Origin of the sequence: Agriterribacter sp., assembly GCF_035497235.1 — a bacterium.
Classification (GTDB): Bacteria; Bacteroidota; Bacteroidia; order Chitinophagales; family Chitinophagaceae; genus Agriterribacter.
This window is the reverse complement of record NZ_DATJEB010000013.1, coordinates 22,533-46,144: the sequence shown is the minus strand read 5'-3', so window position 1 is coordinate 46,144 and position 23,612 is coordinate 22,533. Positions and strand designations below refer to the sequence as shown.

Here is a 23,612-nt window from a genome sequence, read left to right as displayed (position 1 = left end):
AGCCAAAGTGTACTAACGATGAGCTAACGGCTCTTTTCACTTCTCACTTTTCACCTCTCACCCTGCCCCTTGTTAACCCGCAGATTTCTGTAAAATAATCCTGAAAGTGGTTCCTTTGCCGGCCTCCGAGCTTTTTACAAATAACTGCCCTGTATGATACTGCTGAATGATGCGCCGGGAAAGCGTTAATCCCAATCCCCATCCGCGTTTTTTTGTGGTAAATCCAGGTTTAAATACACTGTTTATATTGGCGGAATTAATTCCCCTGCCTGTATCGTTTACATCTATCTGCACCTGCTCACTGGTTTGCGTAATATCAATGGTAATTACACCTTTCCCTCCCATTGCGTCCAATGCGTTTTTTAAAAGATTTTCAATCACCCAGTCGAACAGGGATGCGGAAATTTTTACAGGAATGGTTTGCGCGTTACCTGCGTTTATAATAAACTGCACTTTTTCGGGTGATCTGCGGCGGATATAGTCTACCATATTGCCAACCTGTGCCAGCAGGTCTTTTTCCTCCAGCTTTGGGGTACTTCCAATTTTGCTGAACCGGTCAGATACTAATTGCAGCCTGTCTACATCTTTAGCCAGTTCCGCGGCCATTTTTTCATTGTAAGGATCTTCTTTCAGCATAGCCACCCAGCCCTGCAGTGAAGTAACAGGCGTTCCCAACTGGTGGGCGGTTTCCTTTGCCATGCCTGCCCATAGCTGGTTTTGAACGGAGCGGTTGCGGGTGGCTATAGCATATAGCGCAAAAAAGATGAATAAGGCAACGATCAGCAATTGTACCAGCGGATAGTACTTCACTTCCTGGAGCAATGCGGAACTGCCGTAGTAGTACAGGTCTTTTTTGCCGTTGAGCGGATCTGTGTAAACGATAGGTTCATGCTGACTTTTGAATTGCCGTATTTTTTGATGAAGATAACCGCTATCCCTATTAACTTTAGCAGAATCGAGATTGATATAATGTATTATGCCACCGGCTTCATTTACCCCTATAATGGGAATATCGTTATTGTTGATAATAATGGCAGAAACCAGCCTCGTATCTGTATCAGGTGGTGAGCTGATCAGGAATTTTTCTGCTTCCACCCAGGTTTCTACTTTCTGTCTTTCATCTGCCGCTATTTTATTGGCAAGATACTGAGAGTAAAAGACGGTGCCTGTTACAATAACAATAGCAATTACCGACAAAGCGGTACGCCAGTTTAAGAAACGGTAAAACATATTTAAAAATAGCGAAACGGTAACAATGCTTCCTTTATTTTTGAAAAAATAATTCTTTACATTGACCTATTATCCAACTGTAGCCGTGGTTATTTTGAACTGGAACGGCAGGAAGTATTTAGAGCAGTTCCTTCCTTCGCTGATGCTTACTACTTATCCGGCAGTACAATTTATTGTGGCTGATAATGGATCAACCGATGATTCCTTAGCCTTCCTGAGCCGGCATTACCCCGGCGTAATACAACTGCGCAGCAATGTGAATGAAGGCTTTGCCAAAGGCTATAATACGGCTTTAAAGCAGGTGGAGGCTTCCTATTACGTATTATTAAATTCCGATGTGGAAGTAACGCCCGGATGGATAGAGCCTGTAATTGAGCTAATGGAGGGGAATGGGGGCATCGGGGCATGTCAGCCTAAAGTACTTTCGTGGCACGATAAAACGATGTTTGAATATGCAGGTGGTGCAGGTGGGTGGATAGATGCCTATGGCTATGCTTTTTGCCGGGGCAGGGTATTTGAGGTATGCGAAAAAGACAGGGGGCAGTATAATGATGCAGCCCCGGTGTTCTGGGCTTCCGGCTGCGCTTTGTTTATACGGCCGGAAGTATATCACGGCTTAAACGGGTTTGATGAATTGTTTTTTGCGCACCAGGAGGAAATTGACCTGTGCTGGCGCATGCAACTGGCAGGCTACCATGTTTACGTATGTCCGTACTCGGTAGTATATCATATGGGCGGAGGCAGTTTGCCCAAAGGCAATCCGCGTAAAGTATATTTAAATTACCGCAACAGCCTTATTATGCTGTTCAGGAATTACGCATTTGCAGAAAAACTGTGGAAAATTCCATTTCGCCTGGTGTTAGATGGAATAAGCGCTGTGCAGCAGGCATCCAGGGGCGATATAGGGTATGTGGTAATAGTATTAAAAGCGCACTTTGCATTTTATAAATGGCTGCTATCGGCCAAAGAAAAAAAATATTTTCCCGTAAAACGGGTTGCTTATCCCCGTGGAATATACAAAGGGAGTGTAGTATGGCAGCATTTTGTAAAAAAGAAGCGGTATTTTACAGAAATTATTGAACGAAAAGGGTGAATGTTAGTGCGTAACCGCTATTTTTGCAGCGTAAATCAATACATATGGAACAGGAAATTACGGTAAACAATAAAAAGGATTTTGCCTGGAGCTGGGTAAAATCATCCAGGTTTTTGTTTTACATGCAAACGGTGGCGCTTATGGCCTTTTTAATTGGCGGCAGTTACGCGTTGTATCAACATCGCTATAAAGGCAAGCCTAATGTAGTGGTGCCGGAAAACACTTTATATACTCCTAAGTATAAATAAGCAGAACAACGCAGAAAAATTTTGCTGTTTAAAAGCAATCCTTAATTTTGCACTCCCTAATCAGTTCTTTAATAAGCGGAAGTAGCTCATTTGGTAGAGCACGACCTTGCCAAGGTCGGGGTGGCCGGTTCGAGCCCGGTCTTCCGCTCAGAATGATTCCATTCGTACAATGCGGGTGGAATTTTTTGTTTAGAACAAAAGCCCTGGTGGTGGAATTGGTAGACACGCAGGACTTAAAATCCTGTGGCCAGCAATGGCCGTAACGGTTCAACTCCGTTCCGGGGCACTCTGAATCAATCAGTTATAAAGGCTCACGAAAGTGAGCCTTTTGTATTTTTAAGGAATTTGCACAAAATTTGCACATGAAATTTTTTCCGAGATGTTAAAGAACTTCTATTTACTAAAATTAATTAATTTAGGACAGACTACTACCAAATAACCTAACAAGACTTTCTTAGTATTCCTCTCATTAAACCAACCTGCCTTCTCATTCGATAAAAAGGAACGGGCTGTTAATTAGAGTCTCAGGTTCAAGTCCTGAAGGGGGAGCTAAACGGGAGTTTTAAAACGACTCAAAAATCGTTAAAACGAGTAAAACCCACGCCATACGCAAGTTTGATGTGGGTTTTGAATTTTCCTGAAGTTTTTAATTCTTCGTAATTCCCACCAACACTTTTACGGTTTCTTTTACGGTTTTTCGGCACATTTTTAATCGGGAAGGCGTATGAACATACCGGTCGTAACACCCGTCATTAACTGGCGTAATGCCGTAAATGTTACAGGAATGTATTCCATTCACCTGCGCATCTACCTGCATCCGCAGCCCAGCCGGTATTACCCTGTAAAAATACCTCAGAAAGTAAGGCTGGAACAGTGGACAGGGAAAGATGGGTGCTGGGTTAAAAATACCCACCCTTTCTCCTTTGAGATCAATAACCGCATCTCTGAAATAAAAACCAAAATTTCGGAGCTGATCAAGCGGTTTTATAACCATGGAAAGCCCATCACCTTTTACACTATTGAGCGCGAAATTTTAAGAAAAGGCGATAAGACCATTTTAAATGACTATTTCCGCAATTACATTGACTACCCACCGGAGAATGTAAACCTCGACCCCGTCACCTGGGAGAAATACGAAGCCTTCCTGATGCATCTCAATAATTTTGAACCTAAAATCCGCTTTGGTGATATAGATGAAACGATGATTGCAAGGATCCGCAATTATCTAAGCGAACAAAAAGGGCGAAAAGGCAAACTGGAAGCATCTACAATTAAGTCTTACTTCGATAAATTCAAAGTCGTCCTGACCTACGCTGCAAAAAAGGAGCACCTGCTCAATGTACAGGATGTGGAACAATACTTTGACGAGATCGCTATAACCATACCCAGAAGGAAAGAGGGACAGCATTTGGAAATAGAAGAAGTTCAAGCCCTCCGCCGGCTGGAATTTGATAAAACAGAAAGAAGTCTTGAACGGGACCGGAACCTGTTTTTATTCCAGGTATACACGGGCTTTTATTACAACGACCTGCAGATACTAAGGAAAACCCAATTATTCCGGGATATTGAGTACGGATATTATATCATCGGTGAAAGAGATAAGAATGGTAAACCTACTACTATACCGTTGTATAAATTTCCATATGCCACTACTATACTGGAAATAGTATTCTGATAAAAATCCTGAAAACGAATTCCTGTTCAGAAAAAGCCTTTTTGTAGAGATTCAGGTGTATAACAGGAATCTGAAACTGCTGGCCCAACGAGCAAAAATAGTACGTCCGCTTTCTAATAAAATCGGCCGCCATACCAATGCCCAGATGTGGATACGCTTCGGGGCGGAACGCCCTGTGCTCTCTAAAATGATGGGACATGAAAAAGAAACAACAACTGAAAATTATTATAAGGTAGGTCTTCGAGAAGTAATAGAAGGAACGAAGTCTGTGGATTTTGCCCGATTCGATATTTAATCATCACTTAAAACTATAATCATGCAAATCATTCAAAGTATTCAAAATCGTATTTATGAAATCAGGGGAGAGAGGGTAATGCTGGATCGTGACTTAGCCCTTCTATACGAAACCGCAACAAAAAGATTAACGGAGGCCATGAAAAGAAATATTAAGAGATTCCCGCCTGATTTTATGTTCCAGTTGACCAAAGCTGAGTGGGAGAGTATAAAGTATCAGCGCGAAGCAGCGGAAAAGAGCGAATCTTCAAGGTCGCAATTTGCGACCTTGAACACAGGCAGGGGACACAATCTTAAATATTTACCATACGCCTTTACCGAACATGGCGTAGCAATGCTAAGCGGTATTTTAAACAGCGACAAAGCTGTTCAGATGAATATCGCCATTATTCGTGCCTTTATCGAAATGAGACGTTTTAATATAATTCATACGGATTGGAAAGAGCAAATTCGGGAATTAAAAGACCGGATCGGTGGACATGATGCGCAACTTTCTCAAATCTACGATGCGCTGGAAAATTTGCTGGATGAGAAAGCTGCTGCAAGGAAATGGGAGGACAGAGATAGAATTGGGTTTGGGAAGTAACAAAGGCGTTCAAAATTAAATCCCCGGGAAAATGGTTGCTTTAAGGTCACATTTTGTGACCTTGAACAGAAGGTGGTTTTATTTGAAGGTTATAAAGATCGAGGTTCTATATGCTTCCGTTGAGGCAAATCTTAAACAATTTGGATAGATATGTTTTGTCAAAAATATACTATCGGCGCTAGAACGTATAGAAGAAACTAAAAAACAGGATAAAGTTGAATCACTCTAGATTAAAAGGTTTGAAAAAAGAAATTGTAGTTCTTTTCGGGAGGAGGATTCGAACCGACCTATTATCTTATTGAAAATCAATCTATTTGCTAATCCAATTTCATTCTACTCACGGAATAACTCAAACATGAATTTTGATGAAAGAACTTACATGTAAATTAATGGAATTAAGTAAATAAAACAAGTTGGATTGAAATAGCATACTCTTGTCCTACCACCGATTTTCTAGCAAATATTGATTATTTTACTCTTTTATCTTCACTAAACCTACTGCGAATGCCTGCTATAAAAGTCATTGACAAGAGCAATCCCTCACATATTGGATTACAGCCAATCCGAGTGCTTCAAGATCTCTTGCCACTTAAACTCGAAAATACCTGCCCTGGATTCATAGAACTTACTCGCGATGCAATAGAAAATAAAAATCTTTATCCTGGATTAATATACCATTATGGAAACAAGAGAGCAGAAAGTCCTTATGTACAATTTTCTGCAATACATATCCACGAAAGTTTTCTATCGTACACTTGGTGTATTTGCTACTGCCTCTATGCCCTGCATACTGAAACTTTTAACGTAAAAAATGGCAAAACCGATGACGCCGCAGATGAAAGTATTAACGAAATTCTGAATTTATTTCGCTACGCTAAATCTCTAATTCATGAATATTCCGAGTGGAATAAAGAAAAATTCCCCAATCCAGAGCTATATGGCGATGAAGAAAAAATGACGATAGAAATCGTCAACAAACTATTCTTTGCCGCAATTAATTACATACTCTGCCATGAATTCGCACACATAGAATGCGAGCATAATACGAAGCACGATTTCGACGACCCAGACTTTAATATCAATGCAGAAATCGAAGCCGACGAAAGAGCTTTACAATTAATGTTATTGGGATGTACTTCAACCACGTTACAAGGCACGTCATTAGGTATTATTTGCGCCGTTTTTAGCTATTTTTTCTTCAGTAAGTACACCGTATCCAGCAATGGAACGCATCCTGACACGGATAATAGATTACATGAAGTATTACTTTATCTTGATCCCGAACCCAATAGCCCAATTTGGGCGTTTGCATATATTGGCTATAGGCTTTGGGATATGGCGTTTAATAAAAATTTTGAAGAACCCGAAACGGCAACCTCAAACAAGGAGTTGTATTTCCACATCTATGAACAGCTTCAAAATGAAAAAAAGACTTTATGAATTTCCATACGCAACGTGGTTTTTACTCACCTTCATACTATAAAATTAAACTGGCAACATCTTATAACATTGCGCCACTAGATAAATTGCCTGTTCAAGTTCAATCTGTATTTTTTCATGAGTACTTTCACTTTCTGCAGGATGTAACTTCTGAATTTGGGTACAGCTCCGGTTGGAATGCATACGATCGAATCAGGCAAATAATCGCTCATTATCAGAAATCTACCGGAGACATTGAATTGCCCCCAGTGGACAACGAACAATTTGAACAAAGTAATTCCAATCTAAATTACTATTTCGCCCAATCCGGCGATATAGGTCCGGCAACTTCGAATAATCAACAGATCAGCGATCCTTTAAGAATAAAAAGCTATAAGGTTACACCTGCACACGACAAATTTAGAGTAGAAGCAAACTCAGGAATAAAATTCATTCAATTAAATCTTCTAAATGATGAAGGAAAGCCCGCTACATATTGGTTTGGTGGAATCGCAATTGTCGAATCTATGACCCACCTTATTCAAAGGAAATATTTTGGCGAAAATGAACATCCTGATCTTCCCTATAAGGCTGCAATCATTTTCGCAAACTTTCTTTCTGAAAAACTCCGGGATAAAGAAGAATTTATTTTTGCCCTGTGTGACCTTTCAATTTGCACGCCGTCCCCTGGTCAGACATTTCTTGAACTGATATTGGAAATTGATTCATGGGAAACTACCAACATTACTACCGAAGAGATTTACAAATTTGGATTACATTATATTAGTAGTAAATGGTGTAATAGTAGTTCAAAAGAGGGGCTGCTTCATCAGTTGAGCCAAATTTTCGGACATGAAATCTTTAATAATGAAAGAGAATGGTTGACACAGGTATTAGAAGCAGGCAATAAATTAAGGCGATCAGAGCCTCAATTTATGCTTGAATTATACAGAAATAGTAGGCCATTCGAAGGTAAGTTTTATGAGGTTTATAAATTGCTTGGTGTTCCTGAGGTATTAAATTCTATTGGTAATCGTTGGTTTGCGGCACCTCCCGTAATGCGTGGTAAACAAGATAGTATACACACGGTATTTTTATCCGCATTTAAACAGCTTCACGATTTATTTTTGTTCGGAAAAAAAGATTGCGCTTTATACGATCATTGCTTTTATTCGGAACCTAAAATGCCTACAGATGATCAGTGCAAGACAGCCCCTTGGCTTAAAGCGAAAGAAAAAGCTATTTGCCCTTTTGGTGCAGTATGGGTAGCTTTCGGGTTACAGAGTAGAAACATAACTTTTCGCAAATAACATATATTTTGCAGCCTCACTCTAAACTAATTTCACGTGAACTATTTGCAGGAATTTATATCGAAGTACCTTAACGGCAAACCGGTCTCTCCGGTTCTTCTTAAAATCATTGATTTCGTTTTAACCCTAAGCCTAACATCTATATTTTTTCAAAAGGTTTACTTCCATTACAGCCTTCTTGATATTACTGACTATAAAGGAGTTTATTATTTTATTTCATCAGGGCAGTTCTTTATTCCCTTAGTACTTTTCTTTTTAACACACTTTTCAATAAACTTTGCATCAGGTTCCTTTTTCAACCTAGCTTCACATTTTATTTCTGCTAAATGGCTAAATAAAGTTCTGACTTACAAACTAAAATCTTCCGACTTTGAGCCACTGATTAAAGTCTCCGAAAATCAAAAGCTGCCCGTCGTTCCAATACAATTAGATAACGATTTTATTTTTAAGACTTACTCTCTTATAAAGAAGTCTAAAACCGAAAGACAATGGCAACAAATTGCTGATAAAATAAGTCGTGACGCCCAAAGTGCCAAATCCGTCCTGAACATAGTTATTAAAGCAATCATTGCTACATTTGTTTATTATAATACTATTCCTTATTTCGGGGCATACCTTTTCTCATTAGTATTAGTCCTGCTGGTTAGCATTCTAATATTACAGTTTATTTGGCATCTTATTTTAGTTAATGCACCGGCTGCGATTAGAAAATTTGATACTGAAATGACAAGGCTACTTAGCGAATCTCAAAGTGCTGATATTCAGTAACCTCACAATTAGTCTTTATATGTTGTCAGTTAAGTGAATTGTAAGTAATTCATTTTTATACTGTTTTATCATTTCTTTAATACCTTCTCTTAGGGGCAGGCATGGCCAGATTGAATAAAATATTAATATTAATATTAATGTGCGTGTACTATAGTCATAATCTTAATCAAAAATTTAATCATCAACCGCCGAAATATCTTGCAGTCTATTTCCTGTTTATTTTTTGAGAAACCAATTTTTAAGGGTGATATCCGTCATGCTAGTTTTTATGTAGTTGCTGTTCATGGCAAAATTGGGATACCGGCTCTTTTAAGTTCTGGCCAAAAAACAAATGGCAGTGGCAACTTGTCTCCGGCAATAAATTTTATCGGTAAAACTTCCGAAGTCAAGATCAGTGACGATACCTTTATCCCGCTCCCTGTACCGATGAAATCACCTAAAACTTTTTTATTGGCCATAATCCAATTGTGCCTATCAAGATGGCGCTGAATTTTTCCTTTTTGACCCTCTCTTCCCAAATATGCGTCTAGCTCGACCTTCATTTCATGCATGTTCCTTGCCTGATGAGTTCTCTTGCATTCTACACTATAGGCCTTTTGATCGGACTCATCAAAAGCCAGCACATCAATGTCCCCCAGATCCGTCTCACACTTTAAGTGTCCGTTTGGCTTCATTTTTACTTCGTAATCCCATACTTTAAAGTTGGTATGTTCCTTTAACCATTTAACGACTTCGTCTCTAAACTCCTTACCCCTTGCTTCTCTGAAGGTGCCCAAAAGGGCTGACACATTCGTGTCTACATACTTTAGTCTACCGTTCAACAATAACCCATGAATTGCTTTACTTGCATCTTCAACGTTTCGCATTCCGTAAATAAAGTAATCTTTCTCATCCGCTATTAATTTTAATAGCGGCCTGCGCCTTATACTGAACTCCCGGTTATATTTCCACGGAAACACGTCCTCATTCTTATATCCATCTGGCGCTTTTAGAAAATCATTCCTTTGATCCAAAATAAGCCATTCAAGTACTTTCAAGTATTCCTCCTTAAAGAATGCCTCAGCCCTCATTTTTCCTATAAGCATATTCCTTTCAATGAATAAAACGGATGCATTATTTTCAATTGCATACTTAATAAGTAAACCACACACCTGAATAGTAGCTGTATAATCAAAGCCGAAATCAGCCTTAAAAGCTTTATTCACAGGTTCCCAATATTCATTTATTTCGCTCACATCAGGTATATTCAGTTTATCTAAAACTTCGTCAAATGTCTCTATATAATAGTCAATGTCTGCACTAGATTTAGCTTCAGAGAATGGCTTTAAAACAGTATCAAAAAAAGATTTTCCTATCTGTATCCGTCCCGACGGAAGCAAGCCGATTATTGGATCGTCCAACTTAAAATGAATGCAATCGCTTACCATTCCAAATGCAAGCACCTCATTCATTACTGCAAGCAAATAATCCATATCAACATATCCTAAGGCATGAGTCCCTTTAGTAGGACATGCTACAAATAGTTCAATAAGAGATTTACAGGCCAATGAAGTAATAACCAGTGAATTTTCATTTTTCAATATTTTTTTTATCACTACTTCCTTGTCGTTGTTACAGTGCAACTGAGCTGGGAGTTTTATTTTGCTAATTTCGCGCCTATGAATAAGACTCTCATTTAGTTCAAGCAATTTTGCGATCAGTATTCGTTGATCAAACTGGTCAGCTTTTTGCCTAATAAATTTTATCAAAGCAGACACAACGTAATTGCAAAATTTAACTTTCTCAGAAGACAATTTTATGCTGGCAGGTAGCACAGACGGGTAGTTTACGATCCTTACAAGATCATCTTGAACCATGTTAATAACAGCCTCCGAAATTAGATGAGGTCTTTTAAGCCATCGATTGTCCAGTCGGAAATCACGACTTGTATCCAGTATCATTATCATTTTCCCAGGCCCAAGAGGAACGATTTCATCCAGCAAGACTTGTGCTTCAGCATGGGACAAATTAAAGTCAGGTATTGCCATACAGGCCTCCATTATTGAGAACATAATCATTCTTTCGCCTCTATTGTTGGATCCCGTTAAATGCCGGAAAATGCCCGGTGGAATGAAAAATTCGATTATTCTGCCTTTGTAGACAAATTCAAATTCGCCCGAAAGATTAGGATCATAGAGATCTTGATACAAATGCTGACCAAATAAAAATGGATCAATAGAGATTTGTATTTCTAAACTCTCAAGGCCTGCTGTTTCGAAGTGGGTATATAGTCTTCTGCTTAATTTTTCAAGCCATGCAGCCACTGTCTCTAATGTCATCTCAAAAAATTGACTGTTCTCTAATTGTTCATTGGCACCAATCAGCCATATAGGTGTAGGAGAACATTCGACTAAGAACCTAGTCCGATCAAACGAGTGAATAGGTAAGTATACACTCTCATAGTCTCTAAAACGTTCGACCGACTCATAAGCCGATTCTGAATTATGAAGGGTAATTGCTCCGTGTACATTCCTCTTTTGCTTTGCAGAGCGATACAGATCGGCACCGGAACCGGGAACTACACTTAACATACTGAATTGAGTGCTGTCATTTAAGTAAAAACTTTCGCCCTTTAATTTGAATATAGCGTATGTATCGATGGATGCTGTGTCAAGTATTTTGGTATTCGCGGCAAATCGTCCGTAAGCTTTTGCATAATTAAAAAGATCAAGGGGCTTCCACTGTTCGGCGTTTGCAAGGTGGATAAATTCATATGCCGAAAAATAAATTACTTGCTCTGTAAATTGCGGCCTAGGGAAGGAATAATAGGCATCCCGCCCAATCTCGCCAGTGACGTATAATACAAGGAAATTGAATCCTCTAAGATCCTCTCTTTTATGTAGTTCCTTTATAGAAGTTTCAAGGTATTCAGGATAAGCCATTGAATCGGGCGCAGGATCAACTCTTGGTCCAAATGTTTGTGGATATATATAAACAAGGTAACAAAGATAATAGTCATCAAATTGAAGAACTTCTTGTTTTATAGGGAGGTTTTTCGGGTTTCTCACTATGCCAATATTTTTGGGTGACCATCCCAACTTCCTGCAGCTCATCAGCACGTCATTAAACAAAACCTGATGATATGCTATTAAAACCTCAAGCTCTTTGTTGTACTTTAGCGCAGATTCAACGATGTACTCATTGATCGCCAACATTTGTGAAGAAATTAAAGCGAAGTAATACTTGTTTTCAAAGAGAACCAATGGCCGGAACAAAAGAGGGTTATCTTCATAATCATCACTTTCAAATCCCAGATCATTGACATCAACAATAAATGACTTCAAGATTTCTTCATTTATTCCATTCCGCCTACATACCTCCTGTACCATCGCCCTGTCAAGCCCGTTTCTATAGAATACTTGAGGCAAGTATAAATTATCAGATGTGCTTTCAACGAAATCATTAGCTTTCAGTTTACACGCATCAAAGATAAGTTTGCCCAGTTCAAGCATAATAGTGATTCCCTGTCGCAATTGTTCTTTAAACTCTTCACTCAAGTCCGTTTTACTTAAAAAAACAGCCTTGCTCATGGTAGCAAATATGTCAACGCTTTTTGTAGAAATTCCCGGCATTACGGTATAATTGCCGCCATGGAATATTATATTCTCAGTAAATAACCCTTCCGGAGGATCTTCCAAGTGTGATTTGGGAAATCCATTTTTGATAATATTAGCTAGAAGTTCCGGTTCTTTCTTTTCCCCCGATCTAAGATTCTTAATTACGTGCTTTGCCATCTGCTCGATTCGCAAGTTCTTGCCGTGATTTTCCGGCATCAGTTGAAGCTCGATTAGCATATCTAAAATGTGTCCCGACTCATATTTTTTTATATAACTAAGAAAGGCTTGATCGGAAATCCTGAAGCTTCTCTGTTCAGGCCAATTAAACATTTGCTCGAATGTAGCATCGGATATTTCCGTTGGTACTTCATTTTTGAGGCAGCAGTGTTTATATTTTTTCCCGCTGCCGCATGGGCAAGGGCTATTTCTACCAATTTTACTCATATCGTTCTGAAATTCGGGTCAACTAAATTCGGCAGTTAAACTCAAAAATATCTGTTCTTTTAATTTTGTTTGTTCCAAATCATTAGGAGTACGGAATTGGCCTCTTAAAAGATTATCTTACTTATAACGTTTTCGTTACCTTGGATTAAAATACGTGCATTTCATCACGCTCTTCATAGAAATAGATTCTCATCAGATTAAATTGGCGCCTTCGCCTCCGACATCGTACCTAAGTTTCACTTGATCATTTATTTAGTTGAAAATCGAATTGCCTTTCAATTCACATAGTCTCATACCCTCCTTTTCGATATAAATCAAATATATTATTGTCAAAATCAGTGGTGACATTTGGATTACCAACTCCTTCGCGCATAAATTCTGAAAAAGACATTATAGTGTTAGAATCAATTTGATCTCCTTTGCTTGAATTAAACTCAACAGTTTTTTGATAAAAACTTACACAATCAAAAAGGTCTAACTCTCTTCTTTCAAACTTGGCTTGATATAAGATCAATGTATCAATGTCCAACAACGTAACCGCCATCACCTTAGAAAAATCCAGCTTACTACTGCCTTTTTGCTTGTTCAGTTCAATATTAAACATTTCATTTACCCAAAAATTGAGGCTATCAGCGTTGTATAAAGAATCGTGAACAACAATTACCGGAAAAATTTCCATTAGAGTAGGATTATAGTCTTCATCAATGACCATTTCTTTTAGTAGTATTCGTTTAATGTTGACGGCGCACTGCATAACTGCTTTACCTAAACGATTTTTTTCTTTAAGTCCTTCCATAATAATATCAAAATCATAAGACAATTTCTCACTTGCTTTCATAAAGAAATCCTTTGATTCAAAAATCATAATAGAATTATTCATGCGTACATAGAAATCGGGCTCTCTTTCTAATCCGGCTTTTTTGAAGGACTTCCCATCCAAACTAACACATGAAGCATAAGAGAAGATTTTTTCCATCGTATCATAAAGTAGTACTTCCTCGGAAAATTCGCTTTTCACTGAACTAAGAAAATTGTATTGAAAAAGTGTTGGGTCCTCAGTATGGTAGGTAGACAATTTGAATACAAGACCATTATAGAGTTTTTTAATAAGGAAAAGATCGAACACAACTCTGTATGAATTAGGCAAGAGTTCCAAAGGACAATCTCGCAAAAATTTATAATCGATAGAATCGGGCGCGTTGGACACTTCAAAAGCTAGCTTTTCGAGGAAAAACTTGGACCGTTTCGAATCCTCAGAGTCATCTATTATAAGACTATTTATGTTTGGAGAGTCGCCTTTTAGTGGTAGTAAAACTGCGCCGCCTAAAGCTTTGAAAAAAACCTGACTTGATTCGCAATTAAAATCCTGAAGAAGCCTTTTCAATAATTTCCTGTATTTTTCATCTGCCTCTAAAAAAGCCAGAAACTTCATTGATTTATGTAGCTGAGTTACTACTATTTTACCGAAGTCTATATTTACTAAATCGCATTGAGGAAATCTTTGAGCTAAAATTTTACGATAATTAATTAAAGTGTTATGCCGTTTAGCAGAATCATCTGCCCTCTTAAAATTTCTTAAAACGTCGTCATTAAATAATAAAAGTAATTTAAAAAGAGGGATCATGAATGACCCCGTTCCATCTTGATTATCTTCTACTATTTCATCATTTCCTACAGTCCATGTGTACATCATCAATAGAGATTCTTCACAAAGAATCGTAAATCTGTTATGTTCGTTTGTATTAACTATCCTTCGCCATTCAGATTCTACAAAAGAATAACCTACACTACCAGTCCAATCTTTATCCTTATAGGTAAACCATTTTTGTAGTAGTTGCAACGTCGGTATTTGAAAGCGTGGTTTACAGTAAGATAACATTAGGCAAGAAAGACTCCGAATATCTTTTTTGCCAACTTGATTTGCATACATCTCCATAGTCGATGGATTGCCATCGCGAAAGAAATCGTTAAAGCCTAACAGCTTTTTCATATGGCAATGGTTTAATTTTAATATTTTATCGTTATATCCTCATGCAATATTTTATTTTTAATTGAAACAAAGAAGGATATTTCAAATTTGTAGGGTGGGTTGGATCGTATTTTAGGAATGAATTACGACTAAACAATTGAAAGTCATCTTTTAATTTGTTAAAAACAGGCAATAAAGTTATTCGTTGTTGGTTCACTTTTTTACTAATTTATTAATCCCCGGCGTATTCACTATTCTGTCCATTTCATCCTCCACAATCGCTTTTGCTTCCCTTTTGATGCGCAGAAAAATCTCCCGGATAACCTTTTCCTCCACCTGCTTTTCAGGCAATGGCCTGTACTTTGCTTCCTCCTTTTCTAATGCCTTAAGATCATGCTGCACCTGTGCATGAATCATCTTATGCGGAATGGGCTGATCGGGATTGTCTGCCACTACTCCCACAACTTCTCCCGCTGACAAAGAAGCTATTGTTGATTGCGGGATAGCATAGTCCAATTGTCTGGACTTATTCAGCGATGTATCACTGCTGTTGAAGGTGAGGCTTTGACGGTCCTGCATGACCTTCCCAAAGCGTTCTGAAAGTTGTTTAGCGCTATCGCCGGAAGATTCCAGAACCGTTTGAAGCCAGAGCCTGTCATTTTCGTAGATTTGAAATGTCGGCAACAGATGATTAATTCGCATATTGGATTCGCTTGTTCGCAGCATTTTTTTTAGTTCTTTTCTTAAGAAGCTTATATGAAAAGCGATACTTGCACCACGTGCCAGTTCCGCCAGGAGGATGTAATAAATTCCATGTCTACGATCCGGTGGAACTTCCGAATTCAGCGTGAGATTTCTGTATGTCATGGTCTCAAAATCATCTGTAGAACCCCTGATGCCTTTAATAACCCAGCTATAGCCAATGCGAATATAATCTCCGAGTTCGTAAAACTTATTATGGTCATAGGATACCGATGATTTTCTCGCTTGCACATTCTCTTCCAGACTTTTTATTCTATCCTCAATAAAAAGATCTGTATCCGGTGCAGATTCCAGACCTTCCTCATATTGTATTTTTAACTCTTTTTCGAAATCAAAGTGGCTTATCAGCTCTTTAAGGTTTTTACTGATAATTATCTTTTTAAATCGTTGTTGTGCCTTTTCTTTTTCAGTCATTGGATGATCTTTTACTCCAATAATAAAATACCTAATTACTGATCATACTTTCTAAGCGGGCCGCTTTCTCAAAGGAAAATTTTAGATATCGGACAAATGATTTTTTAAATAGCAAAGCATGTGAAGCTTTCGCTTTATCAAAAGTTTCACACAATGTTGATGTAGCCATTATCAAACGTTGTGTTCTCTCTTTACTTACCAGCAATATTTGAAGAAATATCCAGTTTTGAAATTGCATAAAATTTTGATAATGTGTGGTGATTACATCGCCAATCAGAATCTTATCGCTGCATGTATCAATATACTGTCTTGCGACCGCACTCCAATCAAAATTCTGCAATAGTTCGGATTTTCGTAAATAGATTATTGTTTTAAATGCTTGCTTTGACCTTGGATCGAATGAGGAATTCGACGCAATCTTTGGGAACGTTCGATGAGTACAATAATTCCTAAGATCCTGGATAAAGCGATGTAATGGATCATTTGAAAATTCGGAGGATAATTTTTTCCTGAAACTGAGATGTATTGACTGGTTTAGAGATAAAATAGTTTCCGACTGTTTCCTGGAATAATCTATAATGAAAAAGACAGATGCCAGGTAATTCATCATCATCCGGATAATTTGTTTTTGCAATCTGAAGCGGAAATCTGTGTTTGAATCCCATAATTTACTTTCAATATTTCCATGGTCGTTAAATTTTAAGACCTTTTTGAAATCTCGAAAATTACTTGTGAGTATTGAAAGAGCGGTTCGGTTCTCCCGGATGATAACAAAAAGGTCATGTTCAGGGCTAGCCATAAAACGATCAAGTTCCGGTAAAGCTGTAAAAACATTTCTCAATTCATAATTTGAAAAATTTGGTATAGTCCGTTCACGCATTGTAACTGATTTGACATCAAATTATAGATTCCTCATCGATAAAGAAAACCATTTGGTATGTGTTACTTTGTAATTTCACCGATTCGCTTCTAAAATCATTAATCCAAAAGAACTGTTCAGTTAAAAGAGGTGGACTGAATACCGAGAACAGTATCGTCATGTTCAGGATTTCTCCTGCTTCTGTTTTAATAGCTCCGGTTTGGTAAGTTCGATTGTCAATTTTAATACAGTATGGTTGTCCATCTTGCACAACAGGCACGATAGTTATTGAATGACGGTTGTGAAGTGCATCAGTCAATATTTTGTTTACCAAGCTTTTTATGTCATTGTTTTCCATTGATGTTATTGTTTAAAATTATTTAATATAACCTATCGATAGACTCAAGAATGTGGTGCGAACTATCTTCAGACAGTTGGGGAACAAGCCTTTAGCGTGACCACAAACGCTATGACAGAAGATGTTTCAAATACTGTAATGCGTTTCTCCGCCATTCCTCATTTTGCTTTTTCAATATTTGCTCAAAAATACTTTCGTATGTGTTTTTAAATAATCCCCAGAAAAGATAAGGATTAATGATCAGGTAGCCTTCAGATTCTAGTATGATCCAAGGTTCGATCGGCTTGTGTGATAAATAGACTCCCCGGGCCTGATAGCCATGATTAAAAGTATTTCTTTGGTACTTGTGTATTACGTCCGAGTATCGTTTAATTGATTTTTTGTCTTCTCTTCCGTGAAGTTTTTCAAATCCTTCATAAATTTTTTTTGAGGGCTTGTATGAAAGATTTTTATCCATAAGCAGATAAACGGGCGTAACAATAAGCTTTGACTGTTCATTATCATTCTCAGCTTTTATTTTCTGCACATCATTAATGATATGCCCCACTGTTTCGATTGCCAGAAAAGTAAGTACAGCCAAAGCAAAGGGACTCCAAATTTTATAACCACCGTCCTCGTTTTTTATAGAAAGTTCATTTACTTGCCGAATGAGCAAGGTGTCAACTCTTGACTTTAAAACTAATAGACTTCTCTGTTCGTCCCTGATTTCCCGAACTTCTTTGTAGTGAATCCCACCGCCTTCCGGTTTTTCTCCAAAGTATGTATTGTCTGGTACTGGCAATTTTAATTATTATGTATATAGCTCTAATTTAACTTTTTTGAACACTTTCACAAAGATCCCAGGTTTTTTATCCCGTTCTGATTTAAACTTCGATCGGCTATTCGGGCGATGGTGGCGCCATTTGCGGAGAACCGCGGTGTCCAGGTAAGCGGGGAAGGCGCCGATGCGGAGAATTCAGCTATGATGATTGGTAAGTCTAAGTAACGGAAGCTGAAGGTCAATTCTCCCAATGCTACAAAGTCTATTCCGCTGTTTGTATTGATAGAGGTCTGATACGACAGAATATGTCATCAAAAACAAAAGATATCTCAGTTGTTGTTATAGCCCTACCGATGGGACAGTTCGGGTAAATATTTTTTGAAATCATTTATGGGACAGGGTTTCAGAGGTCGCTTTTTACAGTTATCCTTTTTAAATGCTTTTGAGACGGCCAACTTTGTAAAAAAAACCATCATGAACTACAAAGAAAGAGACAGGAAAAAAGAAAAAATAAAAATAAGCTTTGGGAAATTGTTTTTACTCGAATGTAAAAATCCCACGGTTTATACCATAGTGATAGTGACATTGATTTTCCTCCTGATCAAATATGCTAAGTGATTTTCATTATAAAGATGTTCCGGCATTTTTAATTGCCTGCAGCAACTTTGTGAATGCATCATTGATTTTTTTATTTGATTTTTAAAGAGTACTCTTCCATATTATATTTCTTTGCCAGTTCTCTTGTGCCACACGACCATGCCATTTGATAAAGACCTACGTTTAAACTTTTTACCGTTTCCCCTTTTCATTATTTTTGAACCATCATGCATTTATGAATACCATAATAAGAACGCTATTTGCAATTCTAACCCTGTCGGTATCTAATGTTTACGAACAGAATATAGAACCATTGGAACTGGCCGGGAAAATATTCAGAAAAGACAGTGCTGTGCGAAATCGCAAAAGGCTGGTATATTTATAAGACTACATAATTGCAAAAGGTAGCAGACAGGTTCATTGTGACCTCAAGCTGTTTTACCTGTTCTTGATATTGCTTAGTAGCTTTGGAAAATTTTCATCAATCTTTCCCGGCCGAACATCTAAACATAGCGAGCTTCGAAGCCTGTTCAAGATCCCGTCCAAATTATTGCGCAGGGCGAGTAGTTTTGACTTCTCGGTATTGAGGTCCCTTGTATCTGTAGGCAACGAGTATTTTGGCTATATCTGTAGAGACGACCTGCTGCTGATTCTCCGTAGCATGACTGTTTGATATAGCAGTTACTATTTCAATAGCGTATATTAGCGTAAATATAACTGCTGATAGTGTTAAGAAAACGAAAGCACAAAATGAAATTATTTATTTCCCATAGTAGTATTGATAAGCCGTTCGTTAGAAAATTAAAGCACGACTTGGAACTAAACTACATTAACACTTGGTTTGATGAAGACGAACTAAATTTTGGTGACAGTTTAGTGGATAAGCTTTCGACTGAATTATTTAATTCGTCTCATTTTTTAATTGTCCTATCGCCCAACTCGGTAAAATCGGACTGGGTAATTTATGAATTAGAAAATGCTTTGAAATTCCTTGAGGAAGAAACTCTAAAAAAAATCATTCCTATTCATTATAGAAAATGTGAAATCCCAAAGGAAATTGAAAGTTTATTAAATATCGACTTAACCAAAGAAACTGTTTATCTAAGAAACGGAAATTTTGAGCTCTATGGAGACACTTATTACAAGAGTTTAGACAAGCTGATAAGAAATTTGAGAAAAGATGATTTTGTTTTAACAGAGGATGACAAAAACGCAATATTAGGCAAAAACGCTATAACCGAGAAAAAAGATGAAAAATTTTCATTTGTTTTCAGGGTTTCTGGCTTCAAAAGCATTTCTAATTTTTTGGCTAACCAAATTTCCGAGAATGTAAAAAGCTCCTATCATAGGCCCATAGAAACTTTTATCCCAATAGTCCTTCCTATTCAGTTAGGAGAGTTTTTTCCAGGTATAAGATTTGGCGACGAAATTAAATTCATAAATAATCATGGCAAATCAAAAATAGGAAACTTTGCAAGATTTAGTCCGAGTAGTACATTAAGCGTTACTAAAGAGATTAGAGAACTTTTCAGTTTGCCTGAAAAGGGAGTGTTTAAAGTGACTATTTCTCAGTTAGATAAAAGCATGAATATAGAGAATGCCGAAGATCAATAAGTGAGTCTAATACATACACTCATATGTTGTTGTTGCAGTTGACTTGATTAGCTTTTCTATGTATAGACGCGTTTCTTGCAACTTCTCACACTTATTTGTTTAAGATAGCATAGGCCCTTTCAATAGTTGTTTGGACTTTTCTAAAGGACAATGGTGTCCAATGTCATTTGATCGTAAGGCATGTGACTTAGGATAAGTGATGCTGAATCTGAATTGTGCTGCATGTACTGAATCTTTTCTTCACAAGCTTTAATAGTATCTTCCAAGTTTTTTTTATTTTCCGAAAGTTCTATTAAAATTTTGTCAAACTTCGTGTTACCAGTGTATACACCCGCTGCAAAAAACCTCCTAATAATGGTAGTCCAACAGACCAGAGTAGTTCGTGTTTTATAATGTAGTATCCGGACTTTTTCCTGGGCTTTTTCTTGCTTGAAATATTTTGCATTTTAAACTATTTGTTGAGGTATTTAGAGCTTTTATGGTGCACAATGTTTCGTTAAAATGGTAACTCATCATTATCAATAATAGCTTCTATTGCTTGCGGCTTTTCTGCAGATGATTGGTTCGGTGCAAGGAAATCACGGAGACCTTTAAGTTTAGCCAGTAATTCATCAAAAGTAATAATCTGCACACTTTTAGAATTACCCCTAAAAAGTTCAAATGATTGCTGTTCGCCTGGAAAGCTCATCGAGTGACCGGCGATCAAAATTCCCTGAACGGAATATGACTGAAGGTCATATTCCCGGCTTTCTACTTTTAGATTATTTATTTCTTTTTGGAATTTAAAAATTTGATCCAGTACCTGATTTATTGCTGCAGTCAATTCGATTGAGGGACCAAAAACACAATCTCTATATTTACCCGTATTTATTAGTTTAGTCGCTGGAGTTTTGATTTCCACTATTGCGGCATTTCCTGTAATGCTATTTTTAACCAAGAAATCTGCAATTTTATTTCCCTTGCCGGAAAGCTTAATACCACCAACGGAAGCCTGTCCTTGCACTTTTACAATGGGAACGCCAAATGCCATATTTAAAATGAATAGGTTTTGATCAAACAGTTTTTGCCAATGGGCTTCGGGAAAGTTTTTACTGAGCATGAGCTCAAATTCGCTTATGAGTTCTTCCAGGGTCACTAATTCAATATCGTTGCGAAGTTTCAGTAATTGCTCCGGCTGTTCAGATATTATTTTCTTGCGGTTTTTAGTGATAACGTCTATTGCTTCAATCTGCTCCTTTTTAGTCGCACCATCCTCCATAAACTTGGTAGACACCCCCATAAGTTTAGCAAGATTGGTATTGTCAGCTTTTGGGTCAGGTTCATATTTACTGTTATTTAGTAATTCAAAAAATATTTCATGAGTAGAGTCTCTTTTCAACTTAAACGATACTCTTTGGGCCTTCTGGGTAATGCTGTCGATGTTCTTGATCATCTTCGTTAAATCTGCAAGTATTATTGTGGCTCTTTTTGCTTTTAAATCTATTGTTGTCAAGCCATTCTTTGTAAGATGTAACGTCTCTATTTCAAAATTTTCCAACATGGACACGATGGGCTTGTAATTTTGTTTAAATCCTAAGCCGTAATTATAATCTTCAACAAATACGGTTGGTAACACAAGTCCCAAAAAGTCTTCTATGTTATCGGCAGTTGGAGTATACGTTTCATAGTACTCTTTAAAGTCAATTGTAATGGTGCTAAGTTTGTTATACTTCGAAGCCATTAAATGCATACCGCGTACATGAAAGGGACGTACAGTAAGTAGCTTTTGTATACTGTCAATCTCGAAAACAGGCGCTTTATATTCCGCCGGATCTTCGCTCATGTGCAAAAGTGCTTCAGCCGGAGGCGTGAAAAATGCTCTATACAGCCCCGGTTTAATCTCTTTAAATTCGATTTCGCCATTTGGCTGCAATGAATTAGCAAAATAAGGCCGGGCCATAAGTAATTATTTTGTTCAAAAATGTCGACATACTGGCGATGATGATATTATTTTTTTTGTACCAGGCTTTTCTATGGCAAATAAACATCGAATTCATGGATGATTATCTTAAATTACACCAATTATTTAACCTTAAAGGAATTTGTATTGCAAACACAAATTCGCATTTACATTACATCTTTAATAGTGTAGTTGAACTAAGTTCGTAGCAATTTTTTGATTTCCAATATAGATTTTGCCTTAGATACATGGTTATTCCTGATATTTCTTTGCCTTGTTTCGGGATGTTAATTAAGAATTTCTAAAATCAACCTCTTATGAGCGAAGAATTCTTTAAAATAGATTTCTCTAGTCTTAGTGTAAAATTTGAGCTTGAACTAAACTACTTCAAAGAATACATTTCTTTTAATTCAGAGCAATTAAACAGGCGCCATGATGAACTACAGAAAATGATGCAAACAGAAGTGTCCGATTTTCCAGAGAATAAAATGATCATTGAGGCGATTTATGCTGAGGAGGCACTTATATTGCCGTCATATTTTTTCCATTCTTCGATAGTAGCTCTATACTCTTTATTGGAGAATAATCTCAACGAGATATGTAATGTTATTATTAAAGAAACTGCATTTGCATTTTCCATATCTGATTTGGGAGACAGAAATATATTAAAAAGGGCAAGAATATTTCTTGATAAGTTAACGAATATAGAGTTTATCAAAATTGATAAATCGTGGATCAAAATTACATCAATACAAAAGTTACGCAATCTGATTGTCCATCAAAACGCAAAAACGAAGGAACTAAAAAATGACATAGCGGACATTATATTTTCCTACGGAACCACGCGCGAAGATATCGATGGCCTTCGATTTTATATTCATAAATCACAACTGTTAGATGAATTCCTTGCAGCTATTGAACAAATGATTAAGGAAATTATTGATCAGCTATCGCGATCAAACTTTCAGCGATTCAATAAAGCGACTCCTACAGATGCTTGGGGCTATGGATTGCCGAATGATCTGCCATTTTGAGGTTCGATACAATAATGACCTTACCTTTGTACACATTGGGTCTTTTTCACAGCATTAAGGGAAACTTTCTTAGCTGCGGATAGAGATGCACCATCGGTTTTTTGAAACCGGTTGTAGAAAATTAAAGTTTATTGAGTATCTTGGTAACGGTGTTTTTCATAGGTTAGCAAAAGCCCCGGGCATTCTTGTCCGGGGCTTACTATTAAATAGTTGTTAGTTATTTATTTTCTTTTGTACGTTTGGTTCGTTCAAAGTTTTCCCGTTCTTTCTCTAATAGCTTCTCAAAAATTTCCATCGTTTTTTCTATAGGAAAATTATTGAACGTTTCGGTATAGGCATTAATGGCAGTTGCCGTTACTCCACAATTTTCATAAAAATTACTGGTATTGTAAAGTACGCGCTCTTCATGAAAACTTTTTAATCCATCTTCGGTTACGCCTAAAGCATTTGCCACATCTTTTATTTTCTCATCATCCATTTGCTCATTCTGTTCCATTTTAGATACTGCTTGCTTGGTAATTCCCAATGCTTCACCCAACTCAGTCTGCGTCATTCCCCTCAGCCTGCGCACCCTTTCAATTTTCCTTCCTATATGAAGCATATTGCTATGATTAATCGCTTCCATTTTATAGTTTTAATTTAA

Annotated in this window: 19 protein-coding genes and 2 tRNA genes; 12 read left to right on the top strand and 9 right to left on the bottom strand. The window is 37.4% G+C overall.

Annotated features, from left to right (window positions below; all coding sequences use genetic code 11):
* Positions 1-72: 72 nt before the first annotated feature.
* Positions 73-1,230, bottom strand: coding sequence for a sensor histidine kinase (locus VL121_RS03205; protein WP_325402085.1), 1,158 nt, complete (start codon positions 1,228-1,230; stop codon positions 73-75).
* Between the two features lie 61 nt (positions 1,231-1,291).
* On the opposite strand from VL121_RS03205, the gene VL121_RS03200 reads away from it, so the two are divergent.
* The 9 genes from VL121_RS03200 to VL121_RS03160 all read left to right on the top strand — a co-directional run bounded on the left by VL121_RS03200 (position 1,292) and on the right by VL121_RS03160 (position 8,623).
* Positions 1,292-2,323, top strand: a complete 1,032-nt coding sequence (locus VL121_RS03200) for a glycosyltransferase family 2 protein (protein WP_325402083.1) — start codon at positions 1,292-1,294, stop codon at positions 2,321-2,323.
* 44 nt (positions 2,324-2,367) lie between these two features.
* Complete coding sequence (locus tag VL121_RS03195; protein WP_325402081.1) at positions 2,368-2,571, top strand: hypothetical protein; 204 nt, start codon at positions 2,368-2,370, stop codon at positions 2,569-2,571.
* A 75-nt stretch (positions 2,572-2,646) separates the two neighbouring features.
* A tRNA-Gly gene (locus VL121_RS03190) sits at positions 2,647-2,719 on the top strand.
* 52 nt (positions 2,720-2,771) lie between these two features.
* Positions 2,772-2,857 (top strand) — tRNA-Leu (locus tag VL121_RS03185).
* Between the two features lie 438 nt (positions 2,858-3,295).
* On the top strand, positions 3,296-4,246 hold the full coding sequence (locus VL121_RS03180) for a site-specific integrase (protein WP_325402079.1): 951 nt from the start codon (positions 3,296-3,298) through the stop codon (positions 4,244-4,246).
* Positions 4,247-4,562: 316 nt separating this feature from the next.
* A complete protein-coding gene (locus tag VL121_RS03175; RefSeq protein WP_325402077.1) occupies positions 4,563-5,126 on the top strand; it encodes an ORF6N domain-containing protein in 564 nt (187 codons plus the stop codon).
* 504 nt (positions 5,127-5,630) lie between these two features.
* Positions 5,631-6,566, top strand: coding sequence for a phage exclusion protein Lit family protein (locus VL121_RS03170; RefSeq protein WP_325402075.1), 936 nt, complete (start codon positions 5,631-5,633; stop codon positions 6,564-6,566).
* Complete coding sequence (locus VL121_RS03165) at positions 6,563-7,855, top strand: hypothetical protein (RefSeq protein ID WP_325402073.1); 1,293 nt, start codon at positions 6,563-6,565, stop codon at positions 7,853-7,855. The genes VL121_RS03170 and VL121_RS03165 overlap by 4 nt, the downstream gene beginning before the upstream one ends.
* 36 nt (positions 7,856-7,891) lie before the next feature.
* Positions 7,892-8,623: a hypothetical protein gene (locus VL121_RS03160; protein ID WP_325402071.1), complete on the top strand. Its 732-nt coding sequence runs from the start codon at positions 7,892-7,894 to the stop codon at positions 8,621-8,623.
* Positions 8,624-8,904: 281 nt separating this feature from the next.
* On the opposite strand, the gene VL121_RS03155 is transcribed toward VL121_RS03160, so the two are convergent.
* The 6 genes from VL121_RS03155 to VL121_RS03130 all read right to left on the bottom strand — a co-directional run bounded on the left by VL121_RS03155 (position 8,905) and on the right by VL121_RS03130 (position 17,806).
* Positions 8,905-12,663 (bottom strand): YecA family protein, encoded by a 3,759-nt coding sequence (locus tag VL121_RS03155; RefSeq protein WP_325402069.1) that lies wholly within the window; start codon positions 12,661-12,663, stop codon positions 8,905-8,907.
* Positions 12,664-12,943: 280 nt separating this feature from the next.
* On the bottom strand, positions 12,944-14,653 hold the full coding sequence (locus VL121_RS03150) for a hypothetical protein (RefSeq protein WP_325402067.1): 1,710 nt from the start codon (positions 14,651-14,653) through the stop codon (positions 12,944-12,946).
* A 192-nt stretch (positions 14,654-14,845) separates the two neighbouring features.
* A complete protein-coding gene (locus tag VL121_RS03145; protein ID WP_325402066.1) occupies positions 14,846-15,808 on the bottom strand; it encodes a hypothetical protein in 963 nt (320 codons plus the stop codon).
* A 31-nt stretch (positions 15,809-15,839) separates the two neighbouring features.
* The gene (locus VL121_RS03140; protein ID WP_325402064.1) at positions 15,840-16,688 is read right to left on the bottom strand and encodes a hypothetical protein; all 849 of its coding nucleotides are present in this window, start codon (positions 16,686-16,688) and stop codon (positions 15,840-15,842) included.
* 16 nt (positions 16,689-16,704) lie between these two features.
* A complete protein-coding gene (locus tag VL121_RS03135; RefSeq protein ID WP_325402062.1) occupies positions 16,705-17,025 on the bottom strand; it encodes a hypothetical protein in 321 nt (106 codons plus the stop codon).
* A 109-nt stretch (positions 17,026-17,134) separates the two neighbouring features.
* Entirely contained in the window at positions 17,135-17,806 is a 672-nt protein-coding gene (locus VL121_RS03130; RefSeq protein WP_325402060.1) for a hypothetical protein, read from the bottom strand.
* Between the two features lie 453 nt (positions 17,807-18,259).
* Here VL121_RS03130 and VL121_RS03125 point away from each other — a divergent pair, with 453 nt between their 5' ends.
* Positions 18,260-18,403: a hypothetical protein gene (locus tag VL121_RS03125; protein WP_325402058.1), complete on the top strand. Its 144-nt coding sequence runs from the start codon at positions 18,260-18,262 to the stop codon at positions 18,401-18,403.
* Positions 18,404-19,132: 729 nt separating this feature from the next.
* Positions 19,133-19,996: a toll/interleukin-1 receptor domain-containing protein gene (locus VL121_RS03120; RefSeq protein WP_325402056.1), complete on the top strand. Its 864-nt coding sequence runs from the start codon at positions 19,133-19,135 to the stop codon at positions 19,994-19,996.
* Between the two features lie 496 nt (positions 19,997-20,492).
* Here VL121_RS03120 and VL121_RS03115 read toward each other — a convergent pair whose 3' ends face one another.
* Positions 20,493-21,935, bottom strand: coding sequence for a Shedu immune nuclease family protein (locus VL121_RS03115; protein WP_325402054.1), 1,443 nt, complete (start codon positions 21,933-21,935; stop codon positions 20,493-20,495).
* A 317-nt stretch (positions 21,936-22,252) separates the two neighbouring features.
* Here VL121_RS03115 and VL121_RS03110 point away from each other — a divergent pair, with 317 nt between their 5' ends.
* Entirely contained in the window at positions 22,253-22,969 is a 717-nt protein-coding gene (locus VL121_RS03110; RefSeq protein WP_325402052.1) for a hypothetical protein, read from the top strand.
* A 217-nt stretch (positions 22,970-23,186) separates the two neighbouring features.
* On the opposite strand, the gene VL121_RS03105 is transcribed toward VL121_RS03110, so the two are convergent.
* Complete coding sequence (locus VL121_RS03105) at positions 23,187-23,594, bottom strand: helix-turn-helix domain-containing protein (protein WP_325402050.1); 408 nt, start codon at positions 23,592-23,594, stop codon at positions 23,187-23,189.
* Positions 23,595-23,612 lie beyond the last annotated feature (18 nt).

Excerpts from the sequence above, each read along its gene's own strand:
- VL121_RS03115 (WP_325402054.1), bottom strand. The coding sequence starts at position 21,935 with ATGGCCCGGCCTTATTTTGCTAATTCATTGCAGCCAAATGGCGAAATC.
- VL121_RS03175 (WP_325402077.1), top strand. The coding sequence starts at position 4,563 with ATGCAAATCATTCAAAGTATTCAAAATCGTATTTATGAAATCAGGGGA.
- VL121_RS03205 (WP_325402085.1), bottom strand. The coding sequence starts at position 1,230 with ATGTTTTACCGTTTCTTAAACTGGCGTACCGCTTTGTCGGTAATTGCT.
- VL121_RS03120 (WP_325402056.1), top strand. The coding sequence starts at position 19,133 with ATGAAATTATTTATTTCCCATAGTAGTATTGATAAGCCGTTCGTTAGA.
- VL121_RS03155 (WP_325402069.1), bottom strand. The coding sequence starts at position 12,663 with ATGAGTAAAATTGGTAGAAATAGCCCTTGCCCATGCGGCAGCGGGAAA.
- VL121_RS03170 (WP_325402075.1), top strand. The coding sequence starts at position 5,631 with ATGCCTGCTATAAAAGTCATTGACAAGAGCAATCCCTCACATATTGGA.
- VL121_RS03165 (WP_325402073.1), top strand. The coding sequence starts at position 6,563 with ATGAATTTCCATACGCAACGTGGTTTTTACTCACCTTCATACTATAAA.
- VL121_RS03140 (WP_325402064.1), bottom strand. The coding sequence starts at position 16,688 with ATGCGTGAACGGACTATACCAAATTTTTCAAATTATGAATTGAGAAAT.
- VL121_RS03105 (WP_325402050.1), bottom strand. The coding sequence starts at position 23,594 with ATGGAAGCGATTAATCATAGCAATATGCTTCATATAGGAAGGAAAATT.
- VL121_RS03150 (WP_325402067.1), bottom strand. The coding sequence starts at position 14,653 with ATGAAAAAGCTGTTAGGCTTTAACGATTTCTTTCGCGATGGCAATCCA.
- VL121_RS03110 (WP_325402052.1), top strand. The coding sequence starts at position 22,253 with ATGAGCGAAGAATTCTTTAAAATAGATTTCTCTAGTCTTAGTGTAAAA.
- VL121_RS03145 (WP_325402066.1), bottom strand. The coding sequence starts at position 15,808 with ATGACTGAAAAAGAAAAGGCACAACAACGATTTAAAAAGATAATTATC.
- VL121_RS03195 (WP_325402081.1), top strand. The coding sequence starts at position 2,368 with ATGGAACAGGAAATTACGGTAAACAATAAAAAGGATTTTGCCTGGAGC.
- VL121_RS03125 (WP_325402058.1), top strand. The coding sequence starts at position 18,260 with ATGAACTACAAAGAAAGAGACAGGAAAAAAGAAAAAATAAAAATAAGC.
- VL121_RS03180 (WP_325402079.1), top strand. The coding sequence starts at position 3,296 with ATGAACATACCGGTCGTAACACCCGTCATTAACTGGCGTAATGCCGTA.
- VL121_RS03135 (WP_325402062.1), bottom strand. The coding sequence starts at position 17,025 with ATGGAAAACAATGACATAAAAAGCTTGGTAAACAAAATATTGACTGAT.